At 49.1% G+C, this 12,474-nt stretch carries 12 protein-coding genes; 9 read left to right on the top strand and 3 right to left on the bottom strand.

Annotation, left to right across the window (positions count from 1 at the left end):
- Nucleotides 1-310 precede the first annotated feature (310 nt).
- From AB7U36_RS09000 to rpmB, 9 genes are all read left to right on the top strand, one after another.
- Nucleotides 311-949: a hypothetical protein gene (locus tag AB7U36_RS09000; RefSeq protein ID WP_428159450.1), complete on the top strand. Its 639-nt coding sequence runs from the start codon at nt 311-313 to the stop codon at nt 947-949.
- A gap of 7 nt (nt 950-956) precedes the next feature.
- Nucleotides 957-3,401, top strand: coding sequence for a homocysteine S-methyltransferase family protein (locus AB7U36_RS09005; RefSeq protein ID WP_428159451.1), 2,445 nt, complete (start codon nt 957-959; stop codon nt 3,399-3,401).
- The gene (locus tag AB7U36_RS09010; protein ID WP_428159452.1) at nt 3,401-3,871 is read left to right on the top strand and encodes a MarR family winged helix-turn-helix transcriptional regulator; all 471 of its coding nucleotides are present in this window, start codon (nt 3,401-3,403) and stop codon (nt 3,869-3,871) included. The genes AB7U36_RS09005 and AB7U36_RS09010 overlap by 1 nt, the downstream gene beginning before the upstream one ends.
- Nucleotides 3,872-4,032: 161 nt before the next feature.
- A complete protein-coding gene (locus tag AB7U36_RS09015; RefSeq protein WP_428159453.1) occupies nt 4,033-4,461 on the top strand; it encodes a Fur family transcriptional regulator in 429 nt (142 codons plus the stop codon).
- A gap of 63 nt (nt 4,462-4,524) precedes the next feature.
- Complete coding sequence (rbr, locus tag AB7U36_RS09020) at nt 4,525-5,100, top strand: rubrerythrin (protein WP_428159454.1); 576 nt, start codon at nt 4,525-4,527, stop codon at nt 5,098-5,100.
- A 160-nt stretch (nt 5,101-5,260) separates the two neighbouring features.
- Nucleotides 5,261-5,587 carry a thioredoxin gene (gene trxA, locus AB7U36_RS09025; protein WP_428159455.1) on the top strand — a complete coding sequence of 109 codons (327 nt, stop codon included), beginning with the start codon at nt 5,261-5,263 and terminating at the stop codon, nt 5,585-5,587.
- 11 nt (nt 5,588-5,598) lie between these two features.
- Nucleotides 5,599-6,513, top strand: a complete 915-nt coding sequence (trxB, locus tag AB7U36_RS09030) for a thioredoxin-disulfide reductase (RefSeq protein ID WP_428159456.1) — start codon at nt 5,599-5,601, stop codon at nt 6,511-6,513.
- Nucleotides 6,514-6,515: 2 nt separating this feature from the next.
- A complete protein-coding gene (locus AB7U36_RS09035) occupies nt 6,516-7,190 on the top strand; it encodes an outer membrane protein assembly factor BamD (RefSeq protein WP_428159457.1) in 675 nt (224 codons plus the stop codon).
- A gap of 82 nt (nt 7,191-7,272) precedes the next feature.
- Complete coding sequence (gene rpmB / locus AB7U36_RS09040; RefSeq protein WP_428159458.1) at nt 7,273-7,467, top strand: 50S ribosomal protein L28; 195 nt, start codon at nt 7,273-7,275, stop codon at nt 7,465-7,467.
- A 123-nt stretch (nt 7,468-7,590) separates the two neighbouring features.
- Here the strand turns inward: rpmB and AB7U36_RS09045 are convergent, their stop codons facing one another.
- From AB7U36_RS09045 to proS, 3 genes are all read right to left on the bottom strand, one after another.
- Nucleotides 7,591-8,910, bottom strand: a complete 1,320-nt coding sequence (locus AB7U36_RS09045) for a PhoH family protein (protein WP_428159459.1) — start codon at nt 8,908-8,910, stop codon at nt 7,591-7,593.
- A 75-nt stretch (nt 8,911-8,985) separates the two neighbouring features.
- A complete protein-coding gene (locus AB7U36_RS09050) occupies nt 8,986-11,154 on the bottom strand; it encodes a RelA/SpoT family protein (protein ID WP_428159460.1) in 2,169 nt (722 codons plus the stop codon).
- 32 nt (nt 11,155-11,186) lie between these two features.
- Nucleotides 11,187-12,474, bottom strand: a 1,288-nt coding sequence (gene proS, locus AB7U36_RS09055; protein WP_428159461.1) for a proline--tRNA ligase, incomplete at its 5' end; no start/stop codon positions are given.

Here is a 12,474-nt window from a genome sequence, read left to right on the forward strand (position 1 = left end):
TTTGAACTTTTTTTGACATATTATTCTCCTTTCATAAGAAAAATTTTGAGTTGGTGTTAATACCAAATATATCATAATACTCTGTATTTACAATATATTTTTACTACCTGTTAACTTTATGACATTGTGCCCACCCTACCGGCTCGACTTGATTTTTTACCATGAAGTACATGAAGAGTATCAAGAAGTCCATTCTTCATGCTCTTTATGGTGAATTAACCAATAAATATTATTGGATATTAACTTAATCAGCGCTTGAAATCAGAGGGAAAACACTTTCATAATAAAAAAAAACTGGTATATTAACCCAATGCAGCAGCTTAGAACGTTTCCGTACATTCCCTTAAAAGTGCCGCGGTATAAAATACTTAAACGGCTGGGGTATCAGCGCGGCCAAAATGAGACCTCACAGCGAATGATGTCCGAGGTGGACAGATGGATCACCTATGCGGCAGACCATATCCAGCTCAAGGCCACCGCCCGCATCTGGGATATACAGATTGACCACGGAAACAAAACCGTTGCCTTAAAGCAATCCGACATGGTGTTTGAAAGCGAAAGGTTTACCCGGTTTCTGGGGGAGGCCGACCAGTTGCTCATTATGGGCATTACCGGCGGCCAAGCCGTTGCCGACGAGATCAGGCAGCTTCAGGAAGACAAAAGGATGACCGGGGCTGTGATCGTGGATGCCGCAGCATCTGAAATTGTCGATGAAGGATTTGACTGGCTGATGTCATTGTATAACAAAGAGCTGGTCAGGGAACGAAGAACATTGAAGTTAAAACGGTTTTCTGCCGGTTATGGGGATTTTGACATCCGGTTCCAGGCAGATGTATATCATATTCTCAAAATGGAAACGCTTGGGGTGACCATAACGGAAACCTGTATCCTGATGCCGGAAAAAAGTGTCACCGCTTTTTGCGGTATATCAAAAGTCACAGGAGAGTAGAAACAACATGGGGAAAAAAGACAACACCATACTGGACATTATTAATAAACGAATTCTTATCCTGGACGGTGCCACCGGCACCGAAATGCAGAAACGCGGCCTGCCGCCGGGTGTCAGTCCTGAATTATGGTCCGTGGAGAATCCCGATGTATCGACCGACATATATCGCGCCTATGCCCGGGCAGGGTCAGATATGCTCTACACCTGCACCTTTGGCGCCACCCCCTGGAAACTTGAAGAGTTCGGGGCCGCAGATAAAACAGAGCAGATCAACTGCCAAATTGCAGAAAATGCGGTTAAAACGGCGGATGAGCTGGCGGCCCGGGAAGGAATCCGCCCGCTCATCGCCGGTGATATCGGCCCCAGCGGCCGGTTTATCATGCCCTTTGGCGACCTTGGATTTGAACAGGCCATCCAGGGATTTAAACGCCAGGTAAAAGGGCTGGTTGACGGTGGCGTGGATCTTTTTGTTATTGAGACCCAGATTGATATCCAGGAGAGCCGGGCCGCTTTGCTTGCGGTTAAGGAAATTTGCCGCGGGTTTACCATGGTGTCCATGACCTTTGATGAAACCGGGCACAGCTTAAACGGCACCACCCCAGAGGCCATGGCCGTCACCCTTCAAAGTCTGGGGGCTGATGTGGTGGGCGTCAACTGCTCCACCGGTCCCAAAGAGATGCTTGACGTCATCCGGCGTATCCGGCAGGTGGTGGAGATTCCGGTCATGGCCAAGCCCAATGCGGGAATGCCCGTCATAAAAAACAATGAAACGGTCTTCCCCATGGACGCCCATGAATTCAGCAGCTATGCCCAGTCCTTTGCCAAAGCCGGTGTTAACATCATGGGGGGGTGCTGCGGCACCACCCCCGGGCATATCGCCAAACTGGCCCGGGGTATGGAAGGCATTAGGCCTTTGGAAATACCGCCGGTGGATAAGGCCATGCTCTCCTCGGCCACCCAGGTGCTGATTACAGGTTCAAACAGCCCCATCCGCATCATTGGCGAACGCATCAACCCCACCGGGAAAAAGACCCTGCAAGCGGAACTGAAAGCGGCGAACATGGGCTATGTGCGCAAACTGGCCCGGGATCAGGCTGCGGCCGGGGCCGACCTGCTTGACATCAACGCGGGCATGCCCGGTATCAATGAAAAACAGACCCTTTTAGATATCATTTCAAGTGTGGTGCCGGTGGTCAATCTGCCCCTGGTCATTGATTCCTCGGATCCGGATGTGGTGGAAGCTGCCGTACGATACTACCCGGGCCGGGCGTTGATCAACTCAATTTCAGCCGAAAAAGAGAAGCTTGAAACACTTCTTCCCGTGGCGGCCAAGTACGGGGCCATGCTCATTGTGCTGCCCCTGGCCGACAATGAGTTGCCGGACAAGGCAGAACGAAGAAAAGAACTGGTCACTGAAATTGCCCAGCGGGCCGCAGCCTATGGGTACAAAAACAAAGATCTGATTGTGGACGGGCTGGTCATGACCGTATCCAGTAATCCCCAGGCTGCCAAAGAGACCCTTGCAACCGTCAAATGGGCGGCACAACAGGGATTTGGCACGGTTATCGGATTGTCCAACATCTCCTTTGGCCTGCCCGAACGCGGGTGGGTGAATGCCGGTTTTTTTGCCATGGCTGCAGGAGTAGGACTCTCCTGGGCCATTGCCAACCCGTCCCATGAGCTTTTGATGAATACCAAGGCGGCTTCTGATGTTTTAACCGGCCGGGACCGGGATGCCCTGTCATACATAAAGCGGTTTGCCAAAGATAAAAATGCGGATAAAAATAAAGAGGCAACCGCCAAAAAAACAACGGACCTGCCCGTGGAAGACCAGATTGTTGAAGCGGTGATCCAGGGCCGAAGGGAGGATATTGAAGGGCTTTGCAATCAAGCCCTTGAAAAGGGAATCGCCCCGTCCGAACTGCTGGAAAAAAAAATGATCCCGGCCATTATGACCGTGGGGGAATACTATGATGCAAGAAAGTATTTTCTTCCCCAGCTCATTGCCAGTGCCGAGACCATGCAAAACGGGTTTACCGTTCTTGAACCCGCCCTTCAGGCCTCCGGTGCCAGTAAGAAAAAGGGCACCCTGGTCTTTGCCACGGTCCAGGGGGATATCCACGATATTGGAAAAAACATCGTGGTGCTGATGCTGAGGAATTTCGGGTTTGATGTGATTGATCTGGGCAAGGACGTCACGGCCAAAGTGATCATTGCAGCGGCCCGGACCCACAAGGCTGATCTTATCGGGCTGTCAGCCCTGATGACCACCACCATGGTGCGCATGCCCGAGGTCATTGCCCTGGCAAAGGAGAACGGGCTTGGGTGCAGGGTCATGGTGGGCGGTGCCGTGGTGACCCGGGAGTGGGCCGAATCCATTGGCGCGGAATATTCCTCCGACGGGGTGGAAGCGGTCAATGTGGCGGCCCGAATCTGCATGGACAAAAGATAGTGGATAACTACAACAAAATTATTGACCTATCCATTGGCTATCTTGTGGGCCGGTTATCCCGGGCAATCATCAAGCGGCTGTCAAAAAAATTCCAGGACGCCGGAATTGATGTCAGTTACGAACAGTGGAGCATTCTTGTCCACCTTTACCGCCAGGACGGCCAGACCCAGCAGGCCCTCGCCCGGACCGCCGTTAAAGACAAAGCCGCCGTTACCCGCCTTTTAAATGGGCTTGAGAAAAAAAACATTGTACTCAGAATTCCTGACCGAAATGATAAGCGCAGCAACTTTGTTTATCTTACAAACAAAGCCAAAGAATTAAAACCCCATCTTGTTGGGTTTGTAGAAGAGATGTTAGCTGAAGCCGAACAGGGAATAGATCCGGATGAGATGACCCGCTGCAGGGCAACCATCAATAATATATTTGCAAATTTTGACCGCCTGAACAACCCGGGTCCATCTAAAAGATAGCGCTGCACACAACCGTGAGGCAGCCCAATTAACCCGGATAGTTACGAAATTCTTCCCAAACAGAAGCATGAAAGACCCGGGGTTAAATGCCAGATTATCATTGACTAATCAACCTAAATAGGATTTAATCCTATTTAATGTTTTGCTAAAAGGAGCGCTGGTTGGATCTATTCTTCAAAAAATGCAGAGAAAACAAGCTGAAAATTACGCCCCAGCGCGTAGCAATCTACAAGGCGTTAACAGCATCGGTTTCCCATCCTAGTGCAGAACAAATCCACAAGGAGGTTAAAAAACTATTCCCCAATATCAGTCTGGATACAGTAAACAGGACGCTTGTGACCTTTGCGGGAGCCCACATGATTGATGTGGTGGAAGGCCATGGTGATTCCAGACGTTTTGATCCCAATCAGGAAGCACACCACCATTTTTACTGCATATCATGCCACAAAATTTTTGATTTTCAGGCAGATCCTCTGGACAGCCTGGTCCTGCCCCGGGAAATAGAAGAAAATTTTTTAATCACGGGAAAAAGGATCTGCCTTACAGGCTATTGTGACCAGTGCCGCAGCAAAATGGCAGGTAAAAATTAACTTTGGTTGCGGTAACACACCGCGTATAAACAATGAAATTAAAGAATTAAGGAGATTTTACTTATGGCAAGTCTGAAAGGAACCAGAACAGAAAAAAACCTGCTCACCGCCTTTGCCGGTGAATCCCAGGCAAGAATGCGCTATACCTACTTTGCCAGCCAGGCTAAAAAGGAAGGGTATGTCCAGATTTCTGCAATTTTTGCCGAAACTGCAGACCAGGAAAAAGAACATGCAAAGCGGTTTTTTAAATTTCTTGAAGGCGGAGAACTCGAAATTTCCGGCACATTTCCTGCCGGTGTCATTGGTACAACCCTGGAAAACCTGAAAGGGGCTGCGGCCGGAGAACATGAGGAGTGGTCCCATATGTATCCGGAATTTGCCGCCATTGCCAGGGAAGAGGGCTTTGGCGCCATTGCCATGGTTTTTGACATGGTGTCTGTTGCTGAAAAACAGCATGAAAAAAGATACAATGACCTGGCTTCCAATATCGAGGCAGGCACGGTTTTCAAAAAAGATGCCCCGGTCATCTGGCGGTGCCGGAACTGCGGTTATCTGCATGAAGGAACACAAGCCCCTGAAATGTGCCCGGCCTGCGCTCATCCCCAGGCTCATTTTGAGGTTCTTGGCGAAAACTGGTAATTCGTTCAAACACTGAATAGGGATACGCTTTGTTCTTCTGTTGACAAAGGCGTATCCCTTTTAAAAAGCAATGCTGATTTTCTGCGTCCAAACAAAATTGACAAAATCCGATTATGAACGTATAGTTACGGCAATTTTAACCTAAAAATAGGAAATAGCTATGGCGGAAAATATTATTGATCTCACTGATGAAGATTTCGACGAACTGCTAAAAACGTCTGACAAGCCGATTATGGTGGATTTCTGGGCACCGTGGTGCGGTCCGTGCAAAGCCATTGGCCCGACCCTTGAAGCATTGGCCAGTGAATTTGGTGATCAGATAACCTTTGCCAAGGTCAACGTGGATGATAACCCCATAAGCCCCAGTAAACATAATGTACAGGCCATTCCGACCCTTATTTTTTTGAAGAATGGAGCGGTTGTCAATCAGATTACCGGCATGGTGGCAAAGGAAAAACTTGAAGAGGCAATTAAAAGCGTTCTTTAAGGAGATTTCCGATGAGTGAGTATGATCTGGTGATCATCGGCGCCGGGCCGGCTGGCCTGACTGCAGGACTGTATGCGGCCCGGGCCCGGATGAATGTTTTGCTGATTGAAAAGGCAGTCCCCGGCGGTCAGATTCTTGTAACGGACTGGATTGAAAATTATCCCGGATTTCCCGAGGGCATTTCCGGGTTTGACCTGGCCGAAAAAATAAAAGAACAGGCTTTGGCCCTGGGGCTGACCATTGAAACCGCAGAGGTTCTGGGCCTTGATCTTTCCGGGAAGATCAAGGAAGTTATTCTCAAGAAAAAACACATTAAAACCAAGTCCCTGATCATTGCTTCGGGCGCATCGCCCAGAAAACCCGGGGTTGGCGAGGACAAGTTCCTGGGTAAAGGGGTTTCCTTTTGCGCCACCTGTGACGGGCCTTTTTTCCGGGACAAAGTGGTGGTGGCCGTTGGCGGCGGGGATACAGCGGTTCAGGAATCCATTTTCCTCACCCGGTTTGCTAAAAAAGTGTATCTGGTCCATCGCAGGGATGAACTGCGGGCCACCAAGATTCTTCAGGAAAGAGCTTTTTCCAACGGCAAAATTGAATTCCTCTGGGATAGTGTAGTCACGGGAATGGATGGACTTTACGGCCTTGAAAAAGTGAATATAAAAAATTTGAAAACCGGCAAGGCTTCCGAAATCGAGGCAAACGGCTGCTTTCTCTGGATCGGTATTCTGCCCAACACCGAATTTATAAAAGGTGATGTGAAGACCGATGAGAACGGGTTTATTCTTGTGGACACTAAAATGCAGACAAACGTGACCGGTGTGTTCGCGGTCGGTGATGTCAGGGATACGCCGTTGCGCCAGATTGCAACGGCTGTGGGAGATGGTGCTGTGGCTGCGGTCAGTGCAGAGCATTATGTAGAGAGCTTATAGAAATGAATAAATTTCTCATTGCAGGATTGGTCTTTTTTTTGCTGTCAGGGTGCTCCCTGTTTGAAGAAGAGCATCAGCAGATGAACAAAAACGCCCAGCAGCTTGCAGCTGAAGGTGCTGCTTCATTCATGAATGAGGATTACGCGGATGCGGTCAAGGCGTATACCGATCTGAAAGACTGGTACCCGTTCAGCCAATATGCCATTCTGGCGGAATTAAAGATTGCTGATGCGCATTTTCATCTTGAGGCATATCCCGAAGCGATTGCTGCCTATGAAAACTTTGAAAAAATGCATCCCAAAAATGAAGCTGTTCCTTATATTATCAATCAGATCGCCATGTGCTGGTTTAATCAGATTGATACCATAGACAGGGATGCAACGCCTGCGAAAAATGCCATGGCTGAGTTTGAAAGACTGATTCGGTTGTTCCCGGACAGTGAGTACAGCCAGGAAGCTCTAGTGCATATTGATGCCTGCATTGACAATATGGTCAGCCATGAGTTGTATGTTGCCAATTTTTATAATAAAACAAAAAAATACGAGGCTGCACTGAAACGCTACCAATATATTGTGGAAAACTATGCAGGAACCGATCAAAGCCAGATCGCCCTTGAAAAAATTCCCAAGGTGTCTGAGCATATTAAAGCGGTTGAATCCGACAACGAAAAAAAATAGAAAACCTTTACTTTTATTTTCATCTATTGTATTTATGCTGGGTTTTCATTTTGATAGAGCGATTTTATTAGGAGTATAAATTATGTCAAAAGAATGTGCAATTTGTGGAAAAAAGCCAATGGTCGGCAATAATGTCAGCCATGCCCATAATTTGAATAAAAGGCGCTTCAATCCCAATCTCCAGAGAGTTCGCGCGGTGATTAAACCCGGTTGCGTTAGAAAAATTGATGTATGCACCGCCTGCATAAAGTCGGGAAAAGTAACCAAAGCCTCTTAAATAGTGGTTGGGCATTGTAGGCAAGGTGTTTTTGCGTCAGCTGCAAGGCACAGTCCGGAAAGCTGTAGTTAGTTGTTACCGCGACCGGACTGTAACGCCGCAGGTGAGGCAAAAACGCCTTGCTTACAGGATTTTGGAGGCCAGCTCCGCCAGTTCAGAACGCTCACCCTTCTCAAGATTGATGTGGGCGTAAAGATTCTGGCCCTTCATCTTTTCTATGATATAGGCAAGCCCATTGGTCTGGGTGTCCAGATAGGGATGGTCTATCTGGAAGATATCCCCTGTAAAAACAATTTTTGTGCCCTCTCCTGCCCGGGTGATGATGGTTTTCACCTCATGGGGTGTCAGGTTCTGGGCCTCATCCACGATAAAGAACACCCGTACAATGGATCTGCCTCTGATATATGAAATCGGCGTGATTACGATTTTTTCCTCTTCTATCAGCTCCTTGATATTTTTTCCATTGGAACCATTTTCATTAAAATGGTTCTGGATAACAGAAAGGTTGTCATACAGGGGCTGCATATAGGGATCCAGCTTGGAAGCCACATCTCCGGGAAGAAACCCTAAATCTCTGTTGCTTAGCGGGACCACGGGCCGGGCTATGAAAATCTGGCGGTAGAACTGCTTTTTGGCCAGGGCCGCTGCCAGGGCCAGCAGGGTTTTACCGGTACCGGCCTTGCCGGAAATGGTGACAAGGGAGATATCCGGATTGAGCATGGCATTCAGGGCAAAGGTCTGCTCCGAATTCCGGGGTTTGATGCCGTAGCATATTCTGGGCTGGATCAATTTCACGGTCTGACTTGCGCCGTCAAAATAGGCCAGGGCGGATTTGGATCCGTTCTTCAATATCACATTTTCATTGGCAAAAAACGCAATATCTTGTCCCAGGCTTGCGGTACCGGTTTCATAGGGCTTCTGGTACAGCCCGTCCAGTACCTGGGAGCTGATGTTATCCACCACCTTCATGCCGGTGTACATCTCGGAGATGTTTTCAACATACTGGGAGTTGTAATTTTCAGTTTTCAAACCAATGGACCGGGCTTTCAGGCGCAGGTTCACATCCTTGGTTACAAAAACGACATTCTTGAAACCGTTTTCTTTGGCAATGGAATAGGCAATGTTTATTATTCTGACATCCGGGGTGATTTCATTAAAGTTGTTTTTAATTATGGGATCCAGGGCCGTATCCAGGCGGATGGCAATACGTCCGCTTCCGTTATCAATGGGTACCCCGCCGTTGAGCATCGTATCACTGGACAATGCATCCAGGGTTCTTAAAAAGTCCCGGGCATTGCAGTTAATGACATTGTTCCCTTTTTTAAATTTATCCAGTTCCTCAATCACTGTAATGGGAATATAAATATCATTGTCTTTGAATTGATGAATGCATCCGCTGTCATGCAGGATGACGTTGGTATCCAGGATAAAGATTTTTTTCATACAGATCTCCGCATTAAAATTAAGGTTTTAAAATCAAAGCGCCGCTGAATTAAAAAGCCTTGTAAAAGTCCTTAATCACCTCTCTTCAGTGACTACTACCCGTTTAACATTGTTGACGGTTTTTACCCGGCGAAGTTCTGCCATGACTTTTTTAAGCTGCCCGGAACTTTCCACCATGATGGTGAAATAAAAAACCCCGATGCCCTCGTCCGATGTTTCCGAGTGCACGTTTAAAATATTGATACCAGCCTTTGAAATCACAGCGGCAATGTCAGCCAGAAGGCCGTGGCGATCGTCTGTCTCGATGCAGATGGACGCAGGGTATGATTCCTTAATACCACTGGCCCATTCGACGTCAATGATCCTTTCGCTGCTCATTTTTAAGACATTAATGCACTTCTTCCGGTGGATGGCGACCCCCTGGCCCTGGGTGACATACCCGATTATGGGGTCTTCGGGCAGGGGATTGCAGCATTTTGAGAACTTGACCAGAATATCATTGAGTCCTTTTACAATAACCCCGGTGGCCCGTTTATCCGTAGGCCTGGAAACTGTTTTTTCAATGACGGCATCCTCGTCATTTTCTGAATCTTTTTCTTTTTCAAGCTCAGGCACAGCCCGGTTCAGCACCTGAAGCGCTGTCAGTTGTCCGAATCCCACATGGGCGATCAGGTCGTCAACCGTTCTGAACCCGTATGATTCTGCAACCCTGCCGATATCACCTGATTTGATCAGCGCATTGAAATTCTGACTGCGTTTTCTGAATGTTTTCTCACACATTTCCCGCCCCAGGGAATAGCTTCGCTCTTTTTCCCTGGCATTGATATAAGCCCGTATTTTTGTCTTTGCCTTAACGGTTTTGACAAAATTGAGCCAGTCCCGGTTGGGGTGGTGTCCTTTGGTGGTTATGATTTCAATGATGTTGCCGGTGCGCAGTTCATGGGACAGGGGTACAAGCTTGCCATTGACCCGGGCCCCTGTGCACTGGGCCCCAATCTCCGTGTGAATCCGGTAGGCAAAGTCAACAGGTGTGGCTTTTTTGGGAAGGGTCTTAATCTCCCCTGCCGGCGTAAACACGTAAATTTCTCCGGGATAGAGATCTATGCGTACATTCTCAAGAAACTCATCCGGGTCTTTGAGGTTTTCCTGGTTCTCCACAAGATTCCGGATCCAGGCAAACAGTTCACCGGTGTTTTCGTCAATCCTGGTGCCTTCCTTGTATGACCAGTGGGCTGCAATGCCGGACTCTGCCACCCGGTCCATGTCATGGGTCCTGATCTGGATTTCCACCCGCTCACCCTTGGGGCCGATTACCGTGGTGTGGATGGACTGGTACATATTGGGCTTGGGATTGCCGATATAGTCCTTTATTTTATAATAGATGGGTTTCCACATGGAGTGAACCGCCCCCATGGCCGCATAGCACTGGGGAATGGTGTCCAGGATGATTCGAAAGGCAATGATGTCATACACCTCATCAAACTCAAGACCCTGGGACAACATTTTCTGGTAAATGGAGTAAAAGGACTTAAACCGCCCCTTGATCTGGCAGGTCAGTTCCATCTCCTCCATTTTATAGTGCAGGGAGGTTGAGACCTCTTTGATATACGCTTCCTGCTCGTCCTTGGCCTTATTGACCAGGGCCAGGATACGATCGTGTTCTTCCCGCAGGGTGTAAAAAAAGGCTATTTCTTCCAGCTCATTTTTAATCCAGAAGATGCCAAGACGTGCGGCAATCGGTGCATAGATATCCAGGGTTTCCTGAGCGATGGCAGCCTGTTTTTCAGGTTTTCTGTGGTATTCAAGGGTCCGCATGTTGTGCAGACGGTCTGCCAGCTTGATAAGCACCACCCGGATATCATCTGCCATGGCCAGGATCATTTTACGCAGGGATTCTGCCTGCTGGGCCACCTTGGTGGCCGCATGCAGGGCGGACAGCTTGGTCACGCCCTCCACAATATGGGCCACCCCGGGGCCAAACATATTGCTAATATCTTCTTTGGTGGCAGGGGTGTCCTCAATGACATCATGGAGCAGGGCCGCAGCAATGCTCTCCATGTCCAGCTTCATGTCTGCCAGAATATTGGCCACCTCCAGGGGGTGGGACAGATAGGGTTCTCCTGAAAGGCGGACCTGTCCGTCATGAACCTGGGCCGAATAGATATAGGCCCTGTCTATGAGCGAAACATCCGCATCCGGACTGTATTCATAAATTTTGTCCAATATGTCGGTGATTCGAATCATTTAATTTCCGCCGGCTTTGCTTTGTCCCAAGTTTAGTAGGCCTTGGCAAACAGAACCCGCCGGCCACTTTTTGCGCCGCAATAAATACAGGTCCCCGCTTCGTCAGGGCTGTCAAAGGGAATGCACCGGATGGTTACGGACAGATCCTGTTTTATTTTTTCTTCACACCGGGCCGATCCGCACCAGTGAGCCAGGACAAACGCACCGTTGTTATACCCGTTTGCTTTTTTATACAAATCGTAGAATCGGGCTTTTTCATCAATGGAAAAGGTGTTGGCTTCCCGAAAGGCTTGGGCGCGCTGGAACAGGGTATTCTGAATGTCATCCAGGATGCCGGTAATCGTATTTACAAACGCGTCTCTGTTCATCTCCTTTTTTTCACCGGTATCCCTGCGGACCATGAACACGCTGTTGTTTTCAATGTCCCTGGGGCCAAGTTCCACGCGTACGGGAATGCCTTTTTTCACCCAGTCCCAGCCCCTGGCACCGCCGATGTCCCGGCTGTCGATCTCCACTTCCACGGGCAGGCCGTAAAAGGTCTGCTGCCCTAGGGCAGCTTTAAGTGCTTCAGCGCTTTCCAGAACATCTGAATTGTCAGCCCCTTTCTTGATAATGGGCAGGATCACCACATGGGCCGGGGCAATACGGGGCGGAACCACCAGGCCGTCATCATCGGAATGCACCATGATCATGCCGCCGATCATCCGGGTGGATGTTCCCCAGGAAGTGGTCCAGGCATAGGCGTCCTGGCCCGCTTCATTCTGGAATTTGATGTTGGAGCTTTTGGCAAAGTTCTGGCCCAGGAAATGGGAAGTGCCGGTCTGAAGCGCTCTTTTATCCTGCATCATGGACTCAATACAGGTGGTGTCGTCAGCTCCGGGGAACCGTTCGGATTCACTTTTGCGTCCTTTGACTACCGGCATGGCCAGCCGCTCCTCAACAAACCTGGCGTAAATGTCCAGCATTTGAAGGGTGCGTTCCATGGCCTCCGCTTTGGTGGCATGGGCCGTATGCCCTTCCTGCCATAAAAATTCACTGGTGCGCAGAAACATACGGGTGCGCATTTCCCAGCGCACCACATTGGCCCACTGGTTCAAAAGAATGGGCAGATCCCGGTAGGATGAGGTCCATCTGGACATGGATTCACCGATAATGGTTTCGGATGTGGGCCGGACTATCAGCGGTTCGGCCAGTTCCCCGGCCGGGACAAGCCTGCCGCCTTCGCCCTTCTCCAGCTTGTGATGGGTGACAACCGCACACTCCTTGGCAAATCCGTCCACATGTTCGGCCTCTTTTTCGAGGTAGCTCAGGGGAATAAAT

The organism is Desulfobacter sp., from assembly GCF_050177295.1.